This window comes from Myxococcus virescens (genome assembly GCF_900101905.1).
GTDB lineage: Bacteria > Myxococcota > Myxococcia > Myxococcales > Myxococcaceae > Myxococcus > Myxococcus virescens.
Genome location: NZ_FNAJ01000015.1, coordinates 78,408 through 103,053 on the forward strand (window position 1 = coordinate 78,408; position 24,646 = coordinate 103,053).

Genomic DNA, 24,646 nt, shown 5'->3' on the forward strand with positions numbered 1-24,646 from the left:
CCAAAGCCACCTCCCACGCCAACCCCCTGGAATTGCTCAGGGCAAAGGACTGCCTCGCGGAGGCCGTGCCCACTTGCGGAAAGTGCCGTCCCAGAAGCGGACAGCGGCCGGAAGGGGGTGGAGGCCCCCGGGGGCGCCAGCGCTAAGGTGCGCGCCCATGCCGGCCTCCCTTCTCGAAGTGTTCCTGGACCATGCACACCGCGCGCCCGAGCGGCCCCTGCTGACGTTCGAGCAGGAGCGCTTCACCTACGGACAGTTCGCCACGCACGTCACGGCCTTCGCCCGGAGCCTCAAGCAGCGCGGGCTCCAGCCGGGGGAGCGGGTGGCGCTCTTCCTGGAGAACAGCGCCCGCTTCGCCATCGCCTACCTGGGCGTGCAGGCCGCGGGCGGCGTGGTGGTGCTGGTCAACACCGCCTACCGGCAGGTGGAGCTGGCCCACATCCTGTCCGACGCGGAGGTCTGCGGCTGCGTCACCGGCGCGGCGGGCGCCGCGGAGCTGGTGCCGCTGCGGGCCCAGCTGCCCTCGCTCCAGTGGCTCATCACCGTGGAGCGCCCCACCACCGCGCTGCCCGAGTCGCTCACGGAGGTCCCCTTCGACACGCTGCTCGCGGAGGGCGCCTCCGCCACCGCGCCGCTGGTGGTGCCGCGTCCGGAGGACCTGGCGGTGCTCGGCTACACCTCTGGCACCACCGGCCGCTCCAAGGGCGCCATGCTGCTGCACCGCAACCTGCTGGCCAACGTGCGGGCCGTCACCGAGGCGTGGCGGTGGACGGAGAGCGACAGGCTGCTGCTCACCCTGCCGCTGTTCCACACCCACGGCCTGATGGTGGGCCTGCACGGCACGCTGTTCACCGGCGCCAGCGTGGACCTGCGCCGCCGCTTCAACGCCGCCGAGTCCCTGACCGCGCTGCGCGATGACGCCTCGCTCACGATGTTCTTCGGCGTGCCCACCATGTACAGCCGCCTGCTGGAGGAGGCCCGCGCGTCACGCGTGAAGCCGCGCGCGCTGCGCCTGTGGGTGTCCGGCTCGGCGCCGCTCAGTCCCCAGCTCTTCGCGGACATCGAAGCGGAGCTGGGCGCCCACATCCTGGAGCGCTACGGGATGACGGAGACCCTCATGAACACCACCAACCCCTACGAGGGCGAGCGCCGCCCCGGCACGGTGGGCTTCCCCTACCCCAGCCAGGAGGCCCGCGTGGTGGACGTGCGCACGCGTCAGCCGCTGCCGCGCGGCGAGACGGGCGAAATCGAGGTGCGGGGGCCTCACGTCTTCGCCGGGTACTGGCGCCGCCAGGACGCCACCGCCGAGTCCTTCGACGCGGACGGGTGGTTCCGCACCGGCGACCTGGGGGATGTGGACGCGGACGGCTACCTGCGCATCACCGGGCGGGCGCGCGAGCTCATCATCAGCGGCGGCTTCAACGTGTACCCGCGCGAGGTGGAGGAGGTGCTCGCCATGCACCCGGGCGTCGCGGAGGTCGCGGTCCTGGGCCTGCCGGACGCGGACCTGGGCGAGCAGGTGGTGGCCGTGGTGGTGCCTCACGCCGGGGCGACCCCGCCGGAGTCCCAGGCCCTGGTGGACTGGTGCAAGGACCGGCTCGCCAGCTTCAAGAAGCCGCGCCAGGTCATCTTCACGGATGCGCTGCCGCGCAATGCGTTGGGCAAGGTGCAGAAGCACCTCCTCCGGGCAGCACTGGTGCCACCTGGCACGCGATGAGCCGCGCATCCACCGCACGGTTCCGAACAGACGCCGCGCAATTGCATGGCGTGGGCACCTTGCTGGCCTAGGGTTCGCGCCCAGGACGGAAGGAGCATCGTGTGACGGACACCTCTGAGCGGCCGGACGAACCCGACGCGCGGGTTCCCAGCGGCGTGCCAGGGCTGGACGCGCTCCTGCGCGGCGGCTTTCTTCGCGGAGGCACGTACATCATCACGGGGGCGCCGGGGACGGGAAAGACCATCCTCGGCAACCAGTTCTGCTTCGCCACCGTGGCCCAGGGTGGCCGCGCCATCTACCTCACGGTGCTGGGGGAATCCCACGCGCGGATGATGCTGCACTTGCGGAGCATGCGCTTCTTCCACGCGGAAGAGGTCGGCCGCGCGCTGAACTACGAAAGCGGCTCCGCCGCCCTCAAGGCGGAAGGGCTGGCGGGCCTCAGCAAGCTCATCTTCCGCGCGGTGCGCGAGCACGGCGCCACGGTGCTGGTGGTGGACGGCCTGGTCGCCATGGAGGAGCGCTCCGAGGACCCGCTGAGCTTCCGGGAGTTCCTCCACGGCCTCTGCGTCCACAACGCGCTCGCGGGCTGCACCACGCTGCTGCTCACCGGGCAGAGCGGCGACCCGTCCGACCCACGCTACGCCATGGTGGACGGCGTCGTCGCCCTGGCCCAGGAGCGCGTGGGCGTGAAGTCGGTGCGCCTGGCCGAGGTGACGAAGTTCCGCGGCGGCCCCCAGGTCCCCGGCCGTCACGGCTTCGAGATTTCCGACAACGGCCTGTCCATCCATCCCCGCATCGAAGCCCTCCACACGCGGCTGCCCACGCACACGCCCTCGACGGACGCGCGGCTCGCCTTCGGCATCCCCGCGCTGGACGAGATGCTCTCCGGCGGCCTGGTGCGGGATTCGTCCACGCTGGTGGTGGGCCCGCCCGGCTGCGGCAAGACGCAGCTGGGGCTGCAGTTCCTGGCGGAGGGCGCACGCCGACAAGAGCCCGGGCTGTACCTCGGCTTCGTGGAGCCGCCGGCCCGGCTGGTCAACAAGGCGGAGCGGCTGGGGCTGGGATTGGGCGCACACGTGGAAGCGGGCCGGGTCCACCTGGAGTCGCGCGTGGCGGCGGAGACGCAACCGGACGCGCTGGCCGAAGCGCTGTTCGGGTGGGTGAAACGACACGGCATCCAGCGGCTGGTGCTGGACGGACTGGAGTCCTTCTGTCAGGAACTCACGGACTCCGAGCGCACGCCCTGCTTCCTCGCCGCCCTCATGCACGAACTGCTCAACCTGGGCGTCACCCCGCTGGTCCTCCAGCAGACGCACGCGCTCGCCGCACCGGAGGCGGACGCGCGGCTGGACGTGGAGGCGCTCGTCGACAACGTCCTGGTGCTGCGGATGGTGGCGCTGCGCTCGCGGAACTACCGCGTGCTCTCCGTGCTGAAGGCGCGGGAGAGCGACCACGACACGGCCCAGCGCCTGTTCTCCATGACGCCTCGGGGCATCGAAGTCGCGGCGGACAGTGAGAGCGCGGAGGCCCTCTTCAACGGGCAGGCCCCGTCCCACGCGGCGCCCCCGCGGAAGCCGAAACGCAAGACAGGGAGCAAACCGGTCCGGCGCGGCAAGCCGTCCCGGCGTGGGGGGCGTGGCGTATGAAGCGGCTTCTCATCGTGGACGACGAGCTGGCCATCGTCGAAGCGCTCCAGGACATCCTGTCCGTGGAGGGCTACGACGTCGACACCGCCTTCAACGGCGCCGAAGGTCTGCACCGCATGGCGGACGCGAAGCCGGACCTGGTTCTGCTGGACTTGATGATGCCCGTCATGGACGGCCGGGAGATGCTGCGCCGCATGCGCGAGGACGACGGCCTGCGCGGCATCCCCGTGGTGGTGATGAGCGCCGGCCGCATCTCCGACGAGGAGCGCCGCTCCAGCGCGCGCTTCCTCGCCAAGCCCTTCGAGCTGGACGTGCTGCTCGACACCATCGCCGAGCTGCTCGTCGAGCCCCAACCCAGCGCCTAGGCCGGCGTCCCGCGGAAGAGGGTGTCGCGGTAGTACTGCAGCTCCGAGATGCTGGCGCGCACGTCCGCCAGGGCGGTGTGCCCGCTGGGCGCCTTGCGCGGCTCCACCAGGTTCGGATACCAGGCGCGCGTCAACACCTTGAGGCTCGTCACGTCCACCATGCGGTAGTGCAGGTAGCGCTCCAGCAGCGGCATGTAGCGGATGAGGAAGCGCCGGTCGGTGTGGATGGAGTTGCCGGCGAGGATGCCCTCGCCCAGGGCGCAGTGCTCGGTGACCAGCGCCATGACATCCCGCTCCGCCACGCGCAGCGAGGTGTTGGAGGCACGCACCTTCTCCAGGAGCCCGTTGCGGGTGTGCATCTCCCGGACGACGGGCTCCATGCGCAGGAGCACCTCCTCCGGCTGCCAGATGACGCGCTCAATCTCCGCGAGGGGCCGCAAATCCGGACCGGTGATGATGACGCCCACCTCGATGATGGAACACGTCTCCGGGTCCAGCCCGGTCATCTCCAGGTCCAGCCACACGAAGCGCTGCTCACTCGAAATCATGCGGCGGACCCTACCAGCCCGCGCGTGTGCCCGGGGTGCTCATTGCTCCACGTCCGTGTGGACATCCACATCCGAAGCCAGCGTCCGGTGCACCGGGCAGCGGTCCGCGATGGCCACCAGCGCCGCGCGCTGCGCGTCCGTCAGCGGGCCCTCCAGCTTCACCGTTCGTTGCAGCCGGTCCATCTTCCCGTCCTTCGTCTCGCACTCCTCGCACGCCTTCACGTGCACCTTCTCGTGGCTCAGCCGCACGTGGACATGCTCCAGCGGCCAGCCCTTGCGCGCCGCGTAGAGTCGCAGCGTCATCGCGGTGCACGCCCCCAGCGCGGCCGTCAGCAGTCCGTAGGGCGTGGGGCCGGTGTCCTCGCCGCCCACCGACAGCGGCTCATCCGAGCGCAGCCGGTGCGCCCCCACGCGGATGTCCTGGGCGAAGCGGCCCTCACCCGCCTCGGTGACCTCCACCACGCCCGGGGGCAGGGGCGCCTCACGCTCCCGCACCGGTGTCACCTGCCGCGCGGCCCACACCCCCAGCACGTCGGCGGCATGACCCGCGTCCGCGTCGTGGGACAGGAAGTGGTCCGCGCCCTCCAGCAGCATCAGGCTGGCCGGACGGCGGGCCATGGCCATCCACCGCCGGGCGTGTTCGAGCGGCACGTACCGGTCCGCCGGCGCCTGCAGCACCAGCAGCCCGCCCGGAAAGGCGTTCAGCGCCCGCCGCAGGTGCGCCTCGTCGATGTCCTGGAGGAAGCGGCGCGTGAGGCGCAGACGGCCCGGCCCGAAGTCGAGCTCGCCCTCACCCGCCTCCCGCGCGGTGGAAGACAGCCGTTCGAGCAACGGTCCACCGCCCACTGGCGCATTCACCAGCGCCAGCGCGGCCACCTCCGAAAGCCGGGGCAGCGCCGCGGCCGCCGCCGTGCCGCCCAGGCTGTGCCCCACCAGCAGGCGCACCGGTGGGTAGCGCTCCCGAAGCCACGCCGCTGCGGCCTCCACCGCCTCCACCGAGGGCACCGTGTCCGGCCGCGTCCCGGCAGCCGCCGGCGCGGTGAAGTCCAGCGACAGCACCGCGAAGCCGCGGGCCACCAGCGAATGGGCCAGCCGGGAGGGTGCCGGTGATGGCCCCAGGCACGCGAAGCACCCCACCCGCACCGCGCTGGCCACGGGCCTGCCGGGTGGCAGGTCCAGCCGCGCCGTCACCGTCGAACCCTCCGCACCTCGCAGCGTCACGTCCCGCGCGCCCATGCGTCACAGCTCCACTTCGCACTCGGCCGTCCACAGGCCATCCGCGCCCTGGGACACCCGCGTGTCCACCAGCGACACGCCCCGCACGTCTCGCGCGAAGGGGTGGCGCTCCCGGTCCAACGGCTCACCGAAGGCGTGGCCGAAGAGGCGCGTGCCGTCCATGCGCACCGCGAAGCACCGGAAGCACAGGCGGCGCGCCGCCATCTTGTGGACGATGGCGCGCAGCCAGTCCGCCAGCAGCCGCTCCGGCGCCGTCGCCTCGCACACCAACTCCACCTCCTCGCGCACCTCCACCGACGCGGGGTCCACGACCAGCGCGCACAGCGCCACCGCGGCCTGCTCGAAGGACTCCTCCAGCGAGCGCCCCCGCCCCCGCACCACGCGCTCCGAGCCGCGGGTGAGGTGCTCCCACCGAGGCATCGCCTCGCGCGCCGCCGACGCCTGCCCCGTCTCCATGACGCCTCCTTCGTTGGTGTGTCCCGACGCCAGATTCACGTGCGCGCCTCCGCGCCGACTCCGCCGAGGAAGCGGAGGAACCACGCGGCCGCCTGGCGGGCCACCTGCTCCAGCGCGCCGGGCTCCTCGAAGAGGTGCGTGGCCCCTGGGATGATTTGGATGCCCTTCAGGCCCTCCATCCGCGCGAGTGACGCCTCGTTCAGCTCCAGCACGCCCACGTCCTGCCCGCCGACGAGCAGCAGCGTGGGCGCCTGCACGCGGGGCAACACCGGTCCGGCCAGGTCGGGCCGCCCGCCACGCGACACCACGGCGTGGATGAGGTCCGGATGCAGGGCCGCCGCGACGAGCGCCGCCGCGGCGCCGGTGCTGGAGCCGAAGTAGCCCATGCGCAGCACGGCCAGCGCCGGCTGCCGCTGCGCCCATTCCGTCACCGCCGCCAACCGCCGGGCGAGGAACGGGATGTCGAAGCGCAGCTCCCCGGTGCGCGCGTCCTCCACCTCCTCCGCTTCGCTCAACAGGTCGAACAGCAGCGTGGCCAGCCCCTGCGCGCGCAGCGCACGCGCCACCGCGCGGTTGCGGGGACTGAAGCGGCTGCTGCCGCTGCCATGGGCGAAGATGACCAGGCCTCGCGCGCCGTCCGGGACGCCCAGGCTGCCCCCCAGCACCACGTCGCCCACCTGGACCTCGACCTCCCTGACGTCCGGGTCCGTATTTCCTCCCTGCCACATGTCGTCCGTGCCTCCTTGTCTCCCATCACATCCAGAAGCCGCCCAGGTCCGTGGACTCGAGGACCTCGCGCGGCTGCACGGGCTCCCGGGCCCGCACGAGCAACTGCCGCAGCTCCACGTCCGGCAGCGGCCGGTAGTCGTCGTAGGCCTCCGACACGTCGCGCATCGCGGGCAGCACCTCCACGCAATGCACCGCGTCCGCCTCCTGGCGCACCCGGGCCAGCCCATGCGGGGTCCCCACGGGGACGCCCAGCACCAGTCGGGCCGGGTGTTGCCGCCGCAGCACCTGGAGCGCGGCCATGGCCGTGGCGCCCGACACCAGCCCGTCATCCACCAGCAGCACCGTGAAACCACCCATCGCGGGCTCCGAGGTGCCCCGCAGCCGCTGGACCTGACTGTCCACTTCCGAAGCCTCCGCCCGCGCCAGGCTCCGGGCCTCCACCTCCGGCAGGCCCAGGCTCCGCAGCGCGTCCTGGTCCAGGTAGATGCCGCCCCCTTCCGACACCGCGCCCAGCACCGTCATCCGGCCCGGCACGTCAATGCGGCGGGAGACCCAGACGTCCAGTGGCGCCTCCAACGCGTGGGCCACCTCGTACGCCACGCGGAGCCCGCCTCGCGCCAGGCCCAGCACACGCACCTCGCCACCCCGGTAGGGCAACAGCCGCGCCGCCAGCCGGCGGCCCGCATCTGCTCGGTCCCGAAAGCGCATTGCGTCCATCCTCCTTCCCACAAGGAAGTCACGGGGCGCGCGACTGGCGGCGGAGGGCCATGCGAGGGCCGTCCCGGAGGGATGCTCGCGGGGGGACCTCCGGAGACGCGCCGTCCGACCGGCAGGCGCGCTAGGGTGCGGCCCATGGACCCTGTCCTCCTTGTTGGCACGGCGAGCCCCCACCTGGGACGCGCGCTCGGGCAAGCCCTGGGCGTCGCGCCCGCTGACTGCCACTTCGAGCGTTTCCCCGACGGGGAAATGCACGTCGAGGTGCCCGAGCAGGTGCGAGGCCGCACCGTCATCCTGGTGCAGTCCACGACGCCCCCCGCGGGCGAGCACCTGCTGGAGCTGCTGCTGATGGCGGACGCGTGCTGGCGCATGGGGGCCGCCCGCCTGGAAGCCGTGGTGCCCTACCTGGGCTATGCGCGGCAGGATCGGCGCGCCAGGCCAGGAGAGCCCCTGGGCGGCCGGCTGGTGGCAGACCTGCTGTCACAGGGCCGCTTCGCGCGCGTGCTGGTGGTGGACCTGCACAGCCCCGCGCTGGAAGGCTGCTTCGGCGCGCCGCTGGAGCACCTCACCTCGCTGCCGCTGCTGGCGGACGCGCTGCGCGAGCACGTCACCGACACCTCCGTGGTGGTGGCGCCGGACCTGGGCGCGGTGAAGCGCGCGGAGGCCCTGGCGCGGCTGCTGGACCGGCCGTGGGCGGTGATTCACAAGGTGCGGCTGAGCGGAGACGAGGTCCACGCCAGCGGGCTGATGGGCGAGGTGCGCGGACGCCGCCCGATTCTGGTGGATGACATGGTGTCCACCGGTGGCACGCTGGCCGCCGCCGCGGGCACCCTGCGCGACGCGGGCTGCGCGGAGGACTTCACGGTGGCGACGACCCACGCCCTGCTGGTGGGCCCCGCCGTGGAGCGCCTGCGCACCTTGCCGCTCACCCGGCTGGTGAGCACCGACAGCGTGGAGCCTGTCCTGGGGCTGCCGTTCCAGCACCAGGTGGTGACGCTCGCGCCCCTGGTGGCCCGGGCCCTGCGGCCCTGATGGCCAGCGGACACTTCCGAGCACACCTGGCCCGGAGGGTGAAAGGCGTCACGGACACCGAGACGGGGCGGGCTGCCACCTCTGGGATACGACCCTCTCGGCGCCCCCGTGCGTCGGGCCGTTGTAGCGCGTCTCTTGCCTGACGCGATGAACTCGGGAGTGAGGAGACGGAGCAGCACCTGAAGCGGAGGTTGCTTCGAGGGCTCGACGTCGGCATCCGCTGCACGGACTTTCACGGAAGACGAGACACCGGCTCCATGGATGTCCCTGGCACCCCTCGCCCGCCGAAAAAGCCGATGGGGCGCCGTCCTGGCGGTCAGCCGGGACACAAGAAGCACGAGCGAAGTCTCTTGCCGCCCGAAGCCGTTGTCATGGGCCGCGCCAATGGAGGAGCGGAGCTGACGGGCTCCCGCGCGAGGCCGACCGCGTCCCTTTCTTTTGGGAAAGGGAGCATGAGACCGCGCCGGCCCGGAGCTGCTCCGGGCCGGCGCGTGTGACATCAGGGGTCGCGGAACGTCGTGTTCGCGACGATGCCGGGGAGCGTCAGTCCCGAGGCCGAGGAGCGCACGAGATGGAAGGCGCCATCGGCGTCACGAGCGATGAGGTCATCGTCGCCATCGCCGTCCACGTCCGCGACGAAGAAGCGGTTGGCGTCGTTCCAGGCGTCCGCGTCCGTCAAGTAGCTGCTGGAGAGCAGGGACACCAGGGACAAAGCGCCTGCGTTGGCGTTCAGCGCGACGAGCTCACCACCGGCGAACCTCAACACGAGGTCGTCGTCGCCGTCCCCATCGTAGTCGGCGGCAAAGATGCGGTTGCCGGGCCCCCATCCGTTTGCGTCCGAGAACGCGGCGCTCCCGTAAAGCAACGACATCCAGACCAACTGCGTGCCGTTCGAGCGCAGCGCATTGAAGTCACCACCACCGTTCCGGGTGATGAGGTCGTCCCTGCCATCGCCGTCGTAGTCGGCCACGAAGAAGCGCAGCCCGCTGTTCCAGTTGTTGGCATCAGAAAGCATGGTGGTTGCGAGGGCGGGGACGCTCGTGAGCGTGGTGCCGTTCGAGCGAAGTCCCACGAACTCCCCACTCGGGTGGCGCGCCACGAGGTCGTCGTCGCCGTCCCCGTCGTAATCCATGACCCAGAAACGGTTGCCCGTACCCCAGCCGTTGGCGTCCGAGTAGGTCGTGCCCGTCAGGAGGGGACCCGCGTTGACAAAGTGGGTGCGCTCGGAGCGTAGGGCGGAGAACTCTCCAGCAGCGTTTCGGATGACGAGGTCGTCGTCGCCATCCCCGTCGTAGTCCGCGACAAAGAAGCGGTGCGCCTCGTTCCAGCTATGACGGTCCGACAGGTCCGTCGTCATGAGATCTCCGAGCGCGCGGGTGAAGGTTCCCGCATTGGCGACGTAGGCGAAGAACTCGCCGCCCGGGCCACGGATAACGAGGTCGTCGTCGCCGTCCCCGTCATAGTCCATCGTGAAGAAGCGATTGCCCATGGGATATGCAGGAACCGGGTACATCTGATGGGTAGCCGCGATGTCCCCGTCGCTCAGGCCAATACGTTGCCCGATGATCGCTCCGGGGGTCAGCACAGTGATAGTCGGCTGGTCATTGTGGGAGAAATCGTGGGTGCCGTAATGCATGATGGAGCCGTAATCGTAAGCCCCCACGTCATCGCCATCAGCGATGTGCTGATTGAAGGCGTACTCTAGCCCCACTTTGACGTTGCTCAGATTGATGGTCACGAAGCTGTTGCGGTCCTCGCGGCTGTGCTCATGCCAGAAGCCGAGGGCATGGCCAATCTCGTGAATCGCATTCCCCGTGCTGCACCCGCTCGCCAGGTTGATGAACTGCTGTCCTCCCCGCTTACCGACGGGAGAGCTGCATGCGTCGGCGTGAGGCTGGAACGTGACGAAGTCCGGGAAGAGCGCCGCATTGCTGGCATCCCGCAGGATGAACCGGACGTTGGTCCGTTCCTGCCAGTGCCGGATGGCTGTGGTCACCCGGGCCTGATTCGTCAGGCCCGCGTCGATGGTGTATGGCACCAGTGCGCTAGGCCAGCGGTAGCCAGCACCGGTGATCGCCACGCCCTGGGCGGTCACCTCCGCTGGGCTCTTGGGGAGCTCGGAGACCGCGCCCAGGATGATGTCTCCCTGAAAGACGGCGAGACCATCAACCACTGAGTACTTCAGCTCACTTGGAGCGGAGTTCGTTCCAATGCGCAGATAGGTGACGCCCTTGGGAGCATCGGTGGGGACCCAACGACTCTCCGCCTCGGATTCGGAGCCGATAATCGCGGGGACGGAGGGCTCGAAGGCGCTGCAGCCCGTCAACAGGGCAGTCGTGGAGAGAAGCAGGCGGAGCGAAGTCCGTCTGCGCGCGCAGGTTGAAATGTCAATCATGACGAAAAAACCCTGACCTACTGTAAAGATAAACCAGATAAGGACACTCGCAAATGCGAGCCACCTACGGCAGACAAAGTGTCAAGCGTCACCGACATGGAGCGCCGGCGAGCATTTGACTATAGACGGAACCGGGCTTACCTATCAACAACTCAATCGCTGCATCATGGGGGCGTCAAAACTCGCATCATGACGATCGAGTGGTGCGCGTGACGAACCGCAAGCTCCGCCCTCATGTTTGATGCGCGCAGGAAATTGCGTCCCAATGGTGCACTCAATCGCTCACGGCAACACCTGATGCAGTTTGGCTGATGGGGTCTCGCACTCCTGGGTCTTCCCGGGGCGCCGGTTCAGTCTGAGTAACACCTCGTCCAACGACCTCTGGGTGAACGTCTAAACGTCCGTTCCATCCGGGAAGTGCTGTCGAAAAAACCGGTTGGTGTTTTCGTTCGTTCCACGCTGCCAAGGCTTCTGGGACTCTCAGAAGCAGATAGAGAAGTCGGTCGCCATCGCGAGCGTTCGGCGCTTCGACAGTTCCGTTCCGCGGTCCCACGTCAGAGAGCGCCGCAACTCCCGGGGTAACTTGCGAACTGCCTGCGGCAGAGAGCGGACGACGCTGGTGCCATCCTTGCCGGCTACCTTCACGAGCATCGTGAAGCGAGAGTGTCGCTCGACAAGCGTGGCGATGTGGCTGTTATCCGCGCCAGCAAGCAAGTCCACTTCCCAGCGCCCCCACACCGCGCTGTCCTCCTCTTCTGTTGGCCTATCGCGAATCGACACCGCGTCACGGATTTGGCCGCGTTGCCAGCCAGCCGTCGTCGCCAACTTCGAACGCCTCATCTTCCAACGGAAACGCAGATGCTCGAGCAACTCCTTCTTGAGCACTCCACAGGACTGGACGAAGAGGCTCTTGTAAATCCTCTCATTAAAAACCCGCATCGATTGCTCCTGTGGGAACCTGGAGCCTGTCAACGCAAGTGGAACAGTGCGTTCGAGAGGTTACTGCGCAGCTTCCTGTAAGGCGGAGAGCCGCGCGGGGTCGTTTATCCAAACAGCGATTGGCGGGGCCTTCGACATGGGGTGAACCGCGAGGGAAGCGCTCAGGGAGCACGGCGTAATGAACTTCGCGGCGGCGCGCGCCGCGAGGAGGGCTTCGCGTTGCCTGTGAGTGAAGGCTTGGGTGGGGATGGCGTGCCGCCTACTCGTGCGAATGGCCAGCACCTGGCGGCGCCGCATGGGACTGGACTCCAACGCCTCCACCAGCACCGGACCGGAGAAGGGCTGCGCCAGCAGTCGCTCCTCGCGCGTTGCCTTCTCTTCGACGGTGACGTCAGCCGCCTCCAGCGCCCTCTCCCACTGCAGCCACCGAAATCTAGCCTCGTCGAGATGCTCCTCCAGCACGTCAACCCAAGACATGGTGCCTGCTTCCCCCTCTATCCCAGGGAGAATAGCCGCAAGGACTGACATGGAGGCGCGAGAGCCCCCTGCTCCGCTTGAGTTCGGCACCCTGCAGCCTTGAGCCGCCTCGTGCTCCGGCGCAAGCCGCGATCGGCGACTCCCGAGGGTGAATCACCTCACAACGCCCCCATCAGCGTCGGTGCCGCCCGCCGTGCGTGCCCGTGGAGGATTGCACGCGTTCCATTATTTTTCAGCAAAACCCCATGAACAAGCCGGACCGTGGTCCGTCATGGAACATCAACGCACGTGCGCGGCAACAGTGAGCACGGAGTCGGTTAGGCTCCCCGGCACCATGTCCGACACGCTGCTGACGAAGCTCGACTCGGGGGTCCTCACCCTCACCTTCAACCGGCCCGAGAAGAAGAACGCCTTCACGCATGCCATGTACGAGGCGGCCACCCGCGCGCTGAAGGACGCGGAGGGCAACGTCGACGTGCGCGCGGTGCTGCTCACCGGTGCGGGCAACGTCTTCACCGCCGGCAACGACATTGGCGACTTCATGGAGCACCCGCCCGCGGGCGAGGACAGCGCCGTGTTCCGCTTCCTGCGCGCGCTGGTGGACGCGGACAAGCCGGTGCTGGCGGCGGTGGACGGCCCGGCGGTGGGCATCGGCACGACGATGCTGCTGCACTGTGACTACGTGGTGGCCAGCGAGCGAGCGCGCTTCCACATGCCCTTCGTCCAGTTGGGGCTGTGCGCGGAGGGCGCCAGCAGCCTGCTCATCCCCAGGACGGCGGGCTTCGCGCTGGCCAGCGAGCTGCTCCTCTTCGGCGAGCCCTTCGACGCGGCCACGGCGCTGCGCGCGGGCATCATCAACAAGGTGGTGCCGGACGCCAGCCTCCAGCAGGTGGCCACCGAGCGCGCCACCACGCTGGCCTCCCGCCCCGCCGAGGCGGTGCGCGTGACGAAGCGGCTGATTCGCGAGCCCCTGCGCGCCCAGATTCGCGAGACGCTGGCCCGCGAGGGCGGCGAGTTCATCCAGCGCCTCCAGTCCACCGAGGCGCAGGAAGCCTTCATGTCCTTCATGTCCCGCGGCCGGAAGTAGGGCCTGGCGGAACCTCCGGGCCCGGACACCCCATGAGGGATGCCGGGCCCGGCCGACCGCGCGACTACCGCGACGTGGGTGCCCGCGGCGGACGCGGCGGGGTGCCCTTCGCGAGGAAGGACTCGACGCTGGCCGCCTGCGTCTTCTTCAGCGCGATGCACTGGTCCACGAGCTCCAACACCTGCGCCAGCACCCGGGGGCCACCCGGCGCCTTCGCGCTGCGCTCGGAGAAGAAGTCCTCCACCTGCTGACGCTTGCCCGCATCGCAGAAGTTGCTGCCGATGTAGGCCATGCGGCCGGCGGCATCGAGCGGCAGCAGCGCCTCGGGGGAGTCCCCCACCAGGCGGTCGTAGTTCTCCTTCACGAAGTCGAAGGCCACATCCTGGGTGCGCAGGCCCTGCGAGGCCGCGAACGCCATCCACATCGTCTCACGCGGGTCCAAGCCCTTCTCGAACACCAGGGCCAGGTTCTGCTTCACCAGCTCTGGGTCCGTGAAGCTGCTCAGCGCGCCGATGAGGTGCTGGCGCGTGCGCCGCTCCTTCTCCGAGCGCACCGCCACGACGAGCTGCTCCCGGAAGGCCGCGTCGTTCTCGGTGGCGGCGAGGGCGAGCACCACGTCCACCATCTCCGGCGCCACCGCGCGCTTGTCCTTCAACCACTTGTTCGCGAGGACACGCGCCTCCGCGAGCAGCTTCGGGTCCCTGCCGTCCCGTCCCGCCAGCCGCACCAGCCGGGGCCGGAGCAGGCGCGTGTCCTCGCTCTCGCCCTGGCGCGGGGCGAAGCCGAGCTGCCGCGCCCGGGGGCCATAGGTCTCCCGCAGGAAGCGGGCCCGGTCCTTCAGCTTCTCGTCCGGAAGCAGCCGCGAGCTGACCAGCTCCAGCAGGTCCAGCGAGGCCAGGGTGACGACGCGGTCCGGCTCATTCGCCAGGCGGCTCGTCAGGGCCAGGGCCTCGGCGGCGGGAATCGTCCCGGCCAGGGCCAGCGCGCGCACGTCCGTCAGGAACGTCACCTGCTCGGCGCGCGACAGCCGCTTCATCCCGGACTTCGCCAGCTTCGCCGCCGCGTCCCCATCCAGTTGGACCCGGAAGTAGCCCGCGCCCTCCGCGTTGGGAAACACCCAGTCCGGGCACGTCTTCGCCTCGCGCAGGGCCACCTCGGCGCGCTCGCCCTCCAGCAGCGTGCAGGTCCGGGCCTCCTTGCCGCCCGCCGCGTACTCCACGCACACCGGCACCTTCCACGTCTGCGGGCCCGGCGACGCGGCCCCCAGCCGCAGGTAGCGCTGCTGCGTGAGCACCACCTTCGCGCCGTCCGCGCCGCACGCCAGCGACGCGGTGACGAGCGGCGCCCCGCTCTGGTCCAGGAAGGTCCCCAGCATGCCCGTCACGTCCTTGCCCGCCTCGGCGGACACGGCGTCCAGGAAGTCCTTCGCGGTGGCGTTTCCACCCGCGTGCTTGCGGAAGTAGCGCTGGATGCCGCGCTGGAAGACCTCCCGGCCCAGCCACTCCTCCGTCATGCTGAGCACCGCGGAGCCCTTGCCGTAGGTGATGCCGTCAAAGGCGTTGTGGATGTCGTTGGCGCTCTCGATGGGCTGGCGGATGCGGCGCGCCGACAGGAGGCTGTCCACGTCCAGGGCCCGGGCGCGGTCGTGCACGCGCTCCACGGGCGCGTCCCAGGCGGGGCGCCACGTTTCGACGATGCGCGGGGTCATCCACGAGGCGAAGGCCTCGTTGAGCCACAGGTCATCCCACCACTGCATGGTGACCAGGTTGCCGAACCACTGGTGCGCCAGCTCGTGCACCTGCGTGTCGGAGAAGGCACGCTGGCGGCCCAGCGAGTCTTCCTCCGGCTTCGCGAGGATGAGGCGCGAGTTGAACGTCACCAGGCCCGGGTGCTCCATGGCGCCGCCCAGCAGCGGCACCGCCAGCACGTCCAGCTTCTCGTACGGGTACGGGATGCCGAAGTAGTCCTCCAGCGCGGCGAGGATTTCCGGCGTCACCTGCGCGGCGTAGGCGCCCTCCGCCGTGCGGCCGCGCGGGGTGATGATGCGCGTCTTCACCTTCTTCTGACCCGCGTCCGCGGCGGGGAGGAAGTCGAAGGGCCCCACGCCGAAGGCGATGAGGTAGCTGGGCAGCGGCTGCGTGCGCGCGAAGCGGTAGGTGCGGCCACCGTCCGGGCGCACCTCCTCCGACTCCTGCGGCGTGTTGGTGACGGCCACGACGCCCGCGGGCACGTGGAAGGTGAGCTGCCACGGCACCTTGAAGCCGGGCTCGTCGAAGGAGGGGAACACGCGGCGCGCGTCCACCGGCTCGAACTGGGTGTAGATGTACCAGTCCCCGCCTTCCTTGACGCGGAAGGCGCCGTCCGTCTCCTTCTCCGACGCGACGCCTTCATAGTTGATGCGCAGCCTCGCCGGGCCGGTGGCCAGCGGCTTCGCCACGGAGAAGCCGAGGAAGTCCTCCTCGCCCTTCACGGGCGTCCCGAAGAAAGCCGAGCCGTTCTGGATGAACACGGCCCCCGTCACGTTGAGGCTCTTGGCGTGCAGCCACACCACGGACGTGGGCGTCGTCACGTCGAGCGAGATGTCCATCACGCCCTGGAACGAGGACACCTTCGGGTCCAGCGTGAGCTCCACCTTGTAGCCGGTGGGGCGCACCTCCGTGGGCAGGCGCAGCTTCGGTGACGGCGGTGTGGCGGAGACGGCCTGTCGTGACGCCTGGGCCGGGAGGGGTTCAGCGGTGGCGGGAGGGTTCTGCCGGGCACCGCACGCACTGAGGAGGGCGACAGCGGCCAGTGCCGCTGGACGGAGCAGGTTGGGCATGGCGCGCAGTGTGTCCCATGCCGGGCGAGCAAGGTAGCGCGCAACAAGCAGGTGTGGCCTTGCCGTCATCTCCACTTCGAGGTGGAGTGCGTCACGTGTCCCAGATTGCGCCTGCATCCCCGCCCCCTGACTCACCCGCCGTGACGCAGAAGCTCCCGTCAGAGCACCTGCGCCGCATCGTCGGCACGCCACCCGGACGGGTGGTGGGATTCCTCACGCGCTTTGTCTGGGCGTTCTTGACGTGGCTGTCTCCGGAGTCGCGTGACGCGCTCGCTCGCTTCGTGGGCAACCTCGCATACAGGCTGGGTATCCGTCGTCGCGTGGCGTTGGAAAACCTGGCCCTGGCGATGCCGGAGAAGAGTGACGCGGAGCGCCGGGAGATTGCGCGCGGCGCCTACATCAACATGTCGCGCGTGGTGCTGGAGTCGCTGCCCTCCGGCGACCGGCTGCCGCGGGACTGGGCCGAGCAGGGCGTGGAAGGCGATGCGGCCTGGCAGGCGCTGAAGGCGCGCGTGGCCACGGGCAAGGGCGCGCTGCTGGTGACGGCGCACTTCGGCAACTGGGAGTTGCTGGGGGACATGCTCATCCGCCATGGCATCCCGCTGGACGCGCTGGTGCGCCCGCTGAAGGGCGCGCTCAACACGCGCATCGCGGAGAACCGCGTGCGCGTGGGCGCCGGCCTCATCTATCCGCGAGGCGCCATCCAGGAAATCATCGACGCGGTGAATCGCGGCGAGTCCCCCTTCATGCTGCTGGACCAGGCGCTGCCGGCGAAGGGGGCGGCCTTCGTGCCCTTCTTCGGCAAGCTGGCCTCCACCACGCCGGCCATGGCGGTGGCGGCGGCGCGCACGGACGCCCCGGTGTTCGTGGTGATGGGCGTACGCAACGGCCGAGGCGGCGCCCGCTTCCGCATGGAAGTGGAAGGCCCCATCCTCCCGCCCGCGCCGGGTGAGTGCGCCGACCCGATTACGGAGCACACCGCGCGCGTGACGGCCGCGCTGGAGCGCTGCATCCGCAAGTACCCGGACCAGTGGATGTGGCTGCACCGCCGCTGGAAGGTGCAGCCGCCACCGGAGGCCGCCCTGCCCGCCGGGACTACGCCACCACCGTCCGCTTCAGGTGCGCCCCCAGCCGGGTGACCAGCTCGTAGTGAATCGTCTGGGCCCAGCCGGCCAGTGACTCGGCGGGCACGGACTCCTCGCCGTCGCGGCCCATCAGGGTGGCCGTCACGGGGTGCTCGTCGGACGTGGCGCGGGTCACGTCCACGATGAGGTGATTCATCATCACCCGCCCCAGCACCGGACACCGGCGGCCATTCACCAACACGTGCGCCTTGCCCGACACGAGGCGCGGGTAGCCGTCGTAGTACCCCACCGGCAGCACCGCGATGCGCGTGGGCTCCGGACACCGGTACGTGCAGCCGTAGCCCACGTAGCTGCCCGCGGGCAGCCACTTCACCACCTGGCTGCGGCACCGCCACGACAGCACCGGCTTGAGCACCGGAACCTCGCCCAGCACCAGCCGCGCGGACAGCCGCGTCTCCGGCGACGGCCACAGCCCGTAGAGCGAAATCCCCACGCGCAGCGCCTCATAGCGGGCGCGGGGCAACACCAGCGTCGCGGCGCTCGCGGCGATGTGCCTTTGCAGCGGCCGGACCGGCGCCAGCTGCTCGGAGAGGAACGCCAGCCCCTTCTCGAAGGCGTCCACCTGCGCCAACGCGTACCCCTGCTCCGTCACGTCCTCCGTGTTGGCGAAGTGGCTGAGCACGCCCACCACCTCCAGCACGTCGCGGGACTCCGAGAGGAAACGCGACTCCGTGGGCAGCCCCTCCAGCGTGAAGCCCTCGCGCCCCAGGCCGGTGTCGAGGTGGACGTGGACCCGCAGGGGACGCTCCAGCTTCGCCGCGCGCAACACCGCCGCCGCGTCCGCCCAGCCACGGTCCGCCACCACCGCGTCCACGCCCTCGCGCGCCAGCACCACCGCTTCATCCGGCGCCACCGCGCCCAGGACGAGCACCTGCCGCGGCGCCAGTCCCTGTGCCCGTTCGTACTCCCGCACCTTCAGCGCGTCCTGCGGGGCAATGACATAGAGGAGGTCCACCTCGCCGTGGACCACGGGCAGCACCTGCGCCAGCCCGTGCCCATACGCGTTGCCCTTGAGCACCACCCCCAGGGCGCGAGGCGCCCCCTGCCCCCCCAGGGCCCGGAACACGGCGACGTTGTGCCGCAGGGCGGACGCACTCAACTCCAGCCACGAGGAATGGACCGCGTCTCCTGGGCCACTGCCGATTGACTCCACGTTCACCTCCACCACGCTCGCAGCCATACCAGCAATGCGCGGGCCATGCGCCAGGCGCGGCCCATACGCCACACCCGCCCGCGCGCGGAGCAGGCGGACGGCGGTGGCAGCGCCCCGGGTCCAGGTCGCCTCCTTGCTGGAAGGGCCGCTGGGGAAGCATTGTCGCCCCCGACGGTTGAGCCGCCCGGAGCGGTTTCCCGGAGGCGGTGCCATCGACTCGCGCGTGTCCCCCATGGACTTATCCCTGGCCCAGGCCTTCGTCGCGGCGCGCGGTGGCGCGGAGGCGTCTTCGCCGGAGTCGCTGGCCCCACTCCAAGCACGGCTGGCCCAGGCCCTGGACATGGCACGCGCGCCCTGGCCCGGGGTGGACCTGGAAGGCCACCGCTTCGTCAGTCACCTCGCCCGGCTGCTCCCCGGTGACGGCACGGCGGTGGCGGTGGAGACCCTGAGCCTGCCGGACGTCTACCTCGCTCGCGCGGCGGCGGACGGGCTGCCCACGGCGCTCTCCGCGTTCGAGGCGCGCTACCTCCCGGAGGTGAACCTCGCGGTGGTCCGGCTGAAGCTGCCGCCCTCGGGCCTGGACGAGGTACGCCAGCTTTTGCGACAGCGCATGCTCGTGGGCAGCGCGGAGACACCGGCCCGGCTGGCGGCCTATCCGGGCACGGGCCCGCTGAGTGGCTGGGTGCGCGCGGCGGCGCTGTGGCTCGCCCTGGACTGGCAGCGGCAGCGCGGCGGACCAGCGGCCTCCACGGACGACGGCGACCTGTCGATGCTGGTGTCTCCCGAGGACGACCCCGAGCTGGCCTACCTCAAGCGCACGTACCGCGCCGAGTTCAGCGACTGCTTCTCCACCGCGCTCCTCGCGCTGGAGCCGCGCCAGCGCAACGTGCTGCGCCTCAAGTACCTGGACGGCCTGAGCATCGACCAGCTCGCCGCGCTGTACGGCGTGCACCGCTCCACCACGGCGCGCTGGGTGCTGGGCGCGCAGGAGACCCTGCTCCAGCAGACGCGGCAACGGCTCACCGAGCGCCTGCGCCTCACGTCCTCCCAGCTCGACAGCGTGCTGCGCCTCATCTCCAGTCAGCTCGACGTGAGCCTCAGCCGCCTGCTGCGCTCGCGGATGAACGATTGACGCGCGCGCCCCATGGCCTGCCTGGATGAAAACACGTTCGTGGCGCTGCTGATGGGGGGCCTGCCTCCCGCGCGGGCGACGGAGGTGGATGCGCACCTGGACACCTGCTCCGCCTGCCGCCGCATGGTGGCCGAGGCCCTGCGGGCACAGGCCCCCGACGACGACCCGCCCGAGGCCACCACCGCGCTGACGCACGCCCGGCCGCCTTCGGGAAAAGGCCCCTCGCTGGAGCGAGGCACCGCGGTGGGCCGCTACCTGGTGTTGGAGCGGCTGGCCTCCGGAGGCATGGGCGTCGTCTACAGCGCCTACGACCCGGAGCTGGACCGGCGCGTGGCGCTCAAGCTGCTGCGCGTCGCGGCCCTGGGCCTGGAGGCGGAGCAGGGCCGCGCGCACCTGCTGCACGAAGCGCAAGCCATGGCACGCGTCTCCCATCCGCACGTGGTGCCCGTCTACGACGTGGGCACCTTCGGGCCGCAGGTGTTCCTCACCATGGAGTTGGTGGACGCGCGGACGCTGCGCCCCTGGCTGAAGGACGCGCCTCGGACGTGGCGACAGGTGCTGGCGCTGTTCCTGGACGCGGGCCGGGGACTCGCGGCGGCGCACGCGGCGGGCGTGGTCCACGGGGATTTCAAGCCGGAGAACCTGCTGGTGGGCCAGGACGGCCGCGTGCGCGTCACCGACTTCGGGCTCGCGCGCAACGCCAATCCATTGGACGACGTGTCCCCCCTGGCGGGAGGCACGCCCGCGTACATGGCCCCCGAGCAGATGGAGGCCCACGCGCCCGCGGATGCCCGAAGCGACCAGTTCGCCTTCTGCGTCACGCTGTACGAGGCCCTCTACGGCGAGCGCCCCTTCGCCGCCACCACCCCGCTCGAACTGCTGACCGAGGTCCGCGCCGGCAAGGTGCGGCCCGCGCCCCGGGGCACACACGTCCCGCCCTGGCTGCGGCGCGTGCTGCTGCGGGGGCTGTCCGCCAGCGCCATGGACCGGTACACGGACCTGAATGCCCTGCTGGTCGCGCTTCAGCACGACCCGGCCTCGCGCTGGAAGCGCTGGTTGCCCGCGGTGGGCGGCGCGGCGCTGCTGCTGCTGGCGGTGGGCCTCACCCACGCGGTGCACGCCAGCCGGGCACGGGCATGCCAGCGCGCCGACGAGGCCATGGCCTCGGTGTGGGGGCCGGAAGCGCAGCAGACCATCGAGTCCGCCTTCCTCGCGACGGGCAAGCCCTTCGCGCCCGCCGCATGGCTCCGCGTGCGGCGCTCGCTGGATGCGTACACCGCGGAGTGGGCGTCGATGCGAACCTCCGCTTGCGAGGCCACGCGCGTGCGGGGAGAGCAATCCGAGCAGGTGCTCGCGCGGCGCATGCACTGCCTGGATGGGCGGCTGGCGGAAGTGGCCGCCCTCACGCAGCTCTTCACCCGGGCGGACGCGGGCACCGTGGAGCTGGCCGCGCGCGCCGCGGAGGCCCTGCCGCCGCTGGGCAGGTGCTCGGACCTGGCGGCACTGGCGGCGCGTGAGCCCCAACCCACGAACGGCGCCTCTCTTGAACGGGCACGGATGCTGGTGCGGGTGCGAGCCCTGAAGGCCGCGGGCAAGTACACGGAGGCGGTGGCGCTACTGGAGCCCGTGGTGAAGGCGGCGAAGGACGCGGATGACCGCCACGGCGGCGCGGACGCCCTGCTGCTGATGGGACAGCTGCGGGAGGAGACAGGCCAGCCGCGCGACGCGGAGACCACCTACTTCAACGCCGTGTGGAACGCGGAGGCCGGGCGCAACGACGTGGCGGCCGCGCGCGCCTGGACGCGACTGGTGCACGCCTCCGGCTATGTGCTGGACCAGCACGCCCTGGGACACCGGTGGCGTGAGCGCGCGGAGGCCGCCATTGAACGGCTGGGCGGTGACGGCGTGCTGCGCGCGCAGCTCCAGGCCCGGGTCGGCGCGCTCCTCTTCGCGCAGGGGCGCTACACGGAGGCGGCCGAACAGCAGGAGTCCGCCCTCTCGCGCTTGGAAGCCACCTATGGGCCTGACAGCCTGGAGGTCACCGACGTCCGGCTCGAGCTGGGCGCCACGCGCATGGCGCAACTGCGCGCCGACGAGGCGATGCGGCTCTTCGAGCAGGCACTGAGCACGCGCCGCGCGGCCCTGGGGCCCAGCCATCCGGACGTGGCACGTGCCCAGCTGGAGCTGGCCTATGCGCACTGGCGCAGGTCTGACGTCGAACAGGTGGAAGCCCTGGCCCGCGGCGCGCTGGAGGTCTTCGAGCGCGCGCTCGGCCCCGAGCACCCGGACGTCGCCTCCGCCATCAATCCCCTGGCCGCGGCCCTCCAGCGGATGAACCGCTCCGATGAGGCGCTGCGGCTCCAGGAGCGCGCGCTGGACATCGCGCTCAAGGTCGAAGGTGCGGACGGCGCGGGGGCGCTCATCACTTCGGGCAACCTGGCCACGTTGATGGCGCGCGCCGGCCGCTCCGAAGAGGCCCTGACCCGCTTCCACACCATGCTCGCGCCGCTGGAGCAGCGGCTGGGCGCCCAGCATCCCTACGTGGCCCAGACGCTGCGGGCCACGGGCAAACTCTTGATGATGGACCAGCGCTACACCGAAGCCCTGCCCTACCTCGAGCGCGCCCGCGCCATCCTCGACGCGCGCGAGGACGACGCCTTTGGCTACCGGACGGGGACGCTGATGGACCTGGGCCGCACGCTGCTGGCGCTGCACCGGCCGCTTCAGGCCGCCGAACTCCTGGAGCGGGTGGTGGCCAGCGGAGCCCGGTCGCCGCAGGCGCCCAGCGAGCAGGCACGCGCGCGATTCCTCCTGGCGCAAGCGCTCTGGGACGCGAAGCGGGACGGGCCCCGTGCGCTTCAGCTGGCGGAGGAAGCCCGTGAGTCATTGGTGACGCTGGGGGCGTCTGGGCAGGAGGCGCTGGAGGAAGTGGATGCCTGGCGGGCACGCCTGCCCAGGCCCACACACATTCCCGCCGCGCGAGCCCCCTGAATGCCTGACACCCGACAGAGGGTTTCCGGATAGATGCAAAGCGCATTAAAGGGAGAGCGGATGCGAACGCTCTTCATTGGAGACGTGCACGGGTGCGCGGAGGAGCTGGACGCGCTGCTGACGCAGTGCGCCTGGCGGCCGGACGACCGCGTGGTGCTGGTGGGGGACCTGGTGGCGAAGGGCCCGGACTCCGCCGGTGTGGTGCGCCGCGCGCGTGAGAAGGGCTTCCTGGCGGTGCGAGGCAACCATGACGCCCACGTGCTGCGCTGGCACGCCGGCCGGGGACCGCGCGGCAAGAAGCTGAAGCCCGAGCATCAGCAGGTGCTGGACACCCTGACGCCCGAGGACTGGGCCTGGCTGGAATCCCAGCCGCTGTACCGCTTCTTCCCCGAGCTGAACGTGGTCGCCGTGCACGGCGGGTTGGTGCCAGGCGTGCCGCTGGAGGCGCAGAAGGAAGACGAGCTGCTCAACCTGCGCAGCATCCTGCCGGATGGGACGCCGTCGAAGCGCGTGGACGCGGGCGCGCCCTGGGCCAGCCTGTGGCAGGGGCCGCAGCTGGTCATCTTCGGCCATGACGCCATGCGGGGCATCCAGCGGCACCCGCATGCGGTGGGGCTGGACTCCGGCTGCGTGTACGGCGGCAAGCTCTCCGCCTACGTGATGCCGGAGGGCCGCCTCGTGTCCGTCCTGGCGAAGCGCGCCTACGTGGACGTGGACGCCTCCTAATCGAAGGAAGCGTCCACGCGCGTCATCACGACGTCGCCGGGGGCCGCACCACCAGCACGGGCCGGTCCGTGCGCAGCAGCAGGGACTGCGTCACCGAGCCCAGCACGGCGCGCTTCCAGCCCGACCGCCCATGCGTGCCCATGACGATGGCGCTCGCGCCCAGCCGCTCGGCCGTCTGCGCCAGCGTGGCCACCACGTCCTTGCTGCCGGGGATGATGTTCAGCCGCACGTTCCGGTCGTTCGCGCTCTTGGGGACGAGCGCCGAGAGCTGCTCGCGCATCTGGGCCTCCTCCTCGACTGACGGCTTCGATTCCGTGGCGTGCACCAGGTGCACCGTGCCGCCCGGAGCCGTCAACGCAAAGGCATGGGCCACCGCGCGGTTGCCCGTCTCCGAGAAGTCCGTGGCCACCATCACCTCCCGGTACTCCGGCAGCGGCGTGTCCGCGCCCACCGCCATCGCCTGCGCGGGCACGCACACCACGGACATCCGCGCCAGCCGCAGCGCATGGCGCGATACACTCCACAACCGCCCCAGCGCGCGCCGATGGTGCGTGCCCACCACCAGCAGGTCCGCGTGCTCCTGCTCGGCCAGGTCGACCAGGTGGTCGGCGATGCGCCCCACGCCCACCTCCACGCGAGTGCGCACGGGCGTTCCGCCCTGGGCCAGCGGGGCCAGCAACTCCGCGCACTCCCGCTCCAGCACGTGCTGCAGCTCGGGCAGGGCCTCACCGTAGGCCAAGGCCTGCCGCAGCCCCAGGCGGCGGGCTTCCTCCTCGGGCCAGTAGACGCGTCCGCCCACCACGTCCACCCGGCCCCCCTTGCTCAGCGTCATCACCCAGTCGCGCGCCGCCTCGAAGGGCAGGGAGCGGTCCACGCCGAGGAACACCTTCAGGGACCGCTCGCCCCGGACCCACGCCTCCAGCGGTTCAGGGTCACGCATGACGAGCAGGGGCACCGTCAGCGTCTGCGCCATCCGGTCCACCGTGCCACCTTCGCCTCCGAAGGGGGATTCGTCCGCGGCCCGCGAGGCCACCACCAGCGAGGCACCCTGCTCCCGGCAGAACCCATCCAGCATCACCGCCGGCTCGCCGGTGAGGAGCACGGGCTCCACCTTCACCCCCAGCTGCGCCAGGCGCTTCGTCTCGTCACTCAGCACCGCCTCGGCGGACCCCAACAGGGCCTTGCCGAAGGCGCGCACGGAGTCGGGGTTGAGGACATGAACCAGCCACAAGGACGTACCGGCCTTGCGAGCCAGCTCCGCGGCCAGCGTGGAGGCCCGCCGCGCGGAGTCGGAGAAGTTGGTGGCACAGACAATGGACATGGCAGCTCCAGGTTCG

19 protein-coding genes and 1 pseudogene are annotated in these 24,646 nt (G+C 70.7%); 9 read left to right on the forward strand and 11 right to left on the reverse strand.

Annotated features, from left to right (window positions below; all coding sequences use genetic code 11):
• Positions 1–157: 157 nt before the first annotated feature.
• The 3 genes from BLU09_RS30610 to BLU09_RS30620 all read left to right on the forward strand — a co-directional run bounded on the left by BLU09_RS30610 (position 158) and on the right by BLU09_RS30620 (position 3,728).
• Positions 158–1,717 carry an AMP-binding protein gene (locus tag BLU09_RS30610; protein ID WP_090493763.1) on the forward strand — a complete coding sequence of 520 codons (1,560 nt, stop codon included), beginning with the start codon at positions 158–160 and terminating at the stop codon, positions 1,715–1,717.
• A gap of 101 nt (positions 1,718–1,818) precedes the next feature.
• Entirely contained in the window at positions 1,819–3,363 is a 1,545-nt protein-coding gene (locus tag BLU09_RS30615; protein WP_090493765.1) for an RAD55 family ATPase, read from the forward strand.
• Positions 3,360–3,728 carry a response regulator gene (locus BLU09_RS30620; protein WP_090493767.1) on the forward strand — a complete coding sequence of 123 codons (369 nt, stop codon included), beginning with the start codon at positions 3,360–3,362 and terminating at the stop codon, positions 3,726–3,728. The genes BLU09_RS30615 and BLU09_RS30620 overlap by 4 nt, the downstream gene beginning before the upstream one ends.
• Here the strand turns inward: BLU09_RS30620 and orn are convergent.
• The 5 genes from orn to BLU09_RS39575 are packed head-to-tail and all read right to left on the reverse strand — an operon-like array spanning position 3,725 to position 7,405.
• The gene (gene orn, locus BLU09_RS30625; RefSeq protein ID WP_090493768.1) at positions 3,725–4,276 is read right to left on the reverse strand and encodes an oligoribonuclease; all 552 of its coding nucleotides are present in this window, start codon (positions 4,274–4,276) and stop codon (positions 3,725–3,727) included. The two genes, BLU09_RS30620 and orn, sit on opposite strands and share 4 nt — an antisense overlap.
• A gap of 39 nt (positions 4,277–4,315) precedes the next feature.
• Positions 4,316–5,512, reverse strand: coding sequence for a bifunctional alpha/beta hydrolase/OsmC family protein (locus tag BLU09_RS30630; RefSeq protein ID WP_090493770.1), 1,197 nt, complete (start codon positions 5,510–5,512; stop codon positions 4,316–4,318).
• 3 nt (positions 5,513–5,515) lie between these two features.
• A complete protein-coding gene (locus BLU09_RS30635) occupies positions 5,516–6,007 on the reverse strand; it encodes an archease (RefSeq protein WP_090493772.1) in 492 nt (163 codons plus the stop codon).
• Positions 6,004–6,696 (reverse strand): dienelactone hydrolase family protein, encoded by a 693-nt coding sequence (locus tag BLU09_RS39570; RefSeq protein WP_090493777.1) that lies wholly within the window; start codon positions 6,694–6,696, stop codon positions 6,004–6,006. The genes BLU09_RS30635 and BLU09_RS39570 overlap by 4 nt, the downstream gene beginning before the upstream one ends.
• Positions 6,697–6,721: 25 nt before the next feature.
• Positions 6,722–7,405: a phosphoribosyltransferase gene (locus tag BLU09_RS39575; RefSeq protein ID WP_090493779.1), complete on the reverse strand. Its 684-nt coding sequence runs from the start codon at positions 7,403–7,405 to the stop codon at positions 6,722–6,724.
• 135 nt (positions 7,406–7,540) lie between these two features.
• Between BLU09_RS39575 and BLU09_RS30650 the strand changes: the two genes are divergently transcribed.
• Entirely contained in the window at positions 7,541–8,446 is a 906-nt protein-coding gene (locus BLU09_RS30650; protein ID WP_090493781.1) for a ribose-phosphate diphosphokinase, read from the forward strand.
• A 499-nt stretch (positions 8,447–8,945) separates the two neighbouring features.
• Here the strand turns inward: BLU09_RS30650 and BLU09_RS30660 are convergent, their stop codons facing one another.
• The 3 genes and pseudogenes from BLU09_RS30660 to BLU09_RS30670 all read right to left on the reverse strand — a co-directional run bounded on the left by BLU09_RS30660 (position 8,946) and on the right by BLU09_RS30670 (position 12,257).
• Entirely contained in the window at positions 8,946–10,841 is a 1,896-nt protein-coding gene (locus BLU09_RS30660; protein WP_090493785.1) for a M12 family metallopeptidase, read from the reverse strand.
• A gap of 282 nt (positions 10,842–11,123) precedes the next feature.
• Positions 11,124–11,798, reverse strand: a pseudogene (locus tag BLU09_RS30665) (IS30 family transposase); the annotation flags it as partial.
• A 42-nt stretch (positions 11,799–11,840) separates the two neighbouring features.
• A complete protein-coding gene (locus BLU09_RS30670; protein WP_090493789.1) occupies positions 11,841–12,257 on the reverse strand; it encodes a hypothetical protein in 417 nt (138 codons plus the stop codon).
• A 334-nt stretch (positions 12,258–12,591) separates the two neighbouring features.
• Here BLU09_RS30670 and BLU09_RS30675 point away from each other — a divergent pair, with 334 nt between their 5' ends.
• Entirely contained in the window at positions 12,592–13,344 is a 753-nt protein-coding gene (locus BLU09_RS30675) for an enoyl-CoA hydratase (protein WP_090493791.1), read from the forward strand.
• Positions 13,345–13,408: 64 nt separating this feature from the next.
• Here BLU09_RS30675 and BLU09_RS30680 read toward each other — a convergent pair whose 3' ends face one another.
• On the reverse strand, positions 13,409–16,162 hold the full coding sequence (locus tag BLU09_RS30680; RefSeq protein ID WP_090493793.1) for a M1 family metallopeptidase: 2,754 nt from the start codon (positions 16,160–16,162) through the stop codon (positions 13,409–13,411).
• Between the two features lie 95 nt (positions 16,163–16,257).
• On the opposite strand from BLU09_RS30680, the gene BLU09_RS30685 reads away from it, so the two are divergent.
• Positions 16,258–17,301, forward strand: a complete 1,044-nt coding sequence (locus BLU09_RS30685) for a lysophospholipid acyltransferase family protein (protein WP_186817758.1) — start codon at positions 16,258–16,260, stop codon at positions 17,299–17,301.
• On the opposite strand, the gene alr is transcribed toward BLU09_RS30685, so the two are convergent.
• Positions 17,258–18,487 (reverse strand): alanine racemase, encoded by a 1,230-nt coding sequence (alr, locus tag BLU09_RS30690; RefSeq protein WP_090493797.1) that lies wholly within the window; start codon positions 18,485–18,487, stop codon positions 17,258–17,260. The genes BLU09_RS30685 and alr overlap by 44 nt on opposite strands.
• A 205-nt stretch (positions 18,488–18,692) precedes the next feature.
• On the opposite strand from alr, the gene BLU09_RS30695 reads away from it, so the two are divergent.
• From BLU09_RS30695 to BLU09_RS30705, 3 genes are read left to right on the forward strand one after another with little or no spacing between them, the layout of a single operon-like run.
• Positions 18,693–19,592: a sigma-70 family RNA polymerase sigma factor gene (locus BLU09_RS30695; protein ID WP_090493964.1), complete on the forward strand. Its 900-nt coding sequence runs from the start codon at positions 18,693–18,695 to the stop codon at positions 19,590–19,592.
• Between the two features lie 12 nt (positions 19,593–19,604).
• A complete protein-coding gene (locus tag BLU09_RS30700; RefSeq protein WP_090493799.1) occupies positions 19,605–22,583 on the forward strand; it encodes a tetratricopeptide repeat protein in 2,979 nt (992 codons plus the stop codon).
• Positions 22,584–22,643: 60 nt separating this feature from the next.
• The gene (locus tag BLU09_RS30705) at positions 22,644–23,309 is read left to right on the forward strand and encodes a metallophosphoesterase (protein WP_090493801.1); all 666 of its coding nucleotides are present in this window, start codon (positions 22,644–22,646) and stop codon (positions 23,307–23,309) included.
• A 25-nt stretch (positions 23,310–23,334) separates the two neighbouring features.
• Here the strand turns inward: BLU09_RS30705 and BLU09_RS30710 are convergent, their stop codons facing one another.
• On the reverse strand, positions 23,335–24,630 hold the full coding sequence (locus BLU09_RS30710; RefSeq protein WP_186817757.1) for a universal stress protein: 1,296 nt from the start codon (positions 24,628–24,630) through the stop codon (positions 23,335–23,337).
• Positions 24,631–24,646 lie beyond the last annotated feature (16 nt).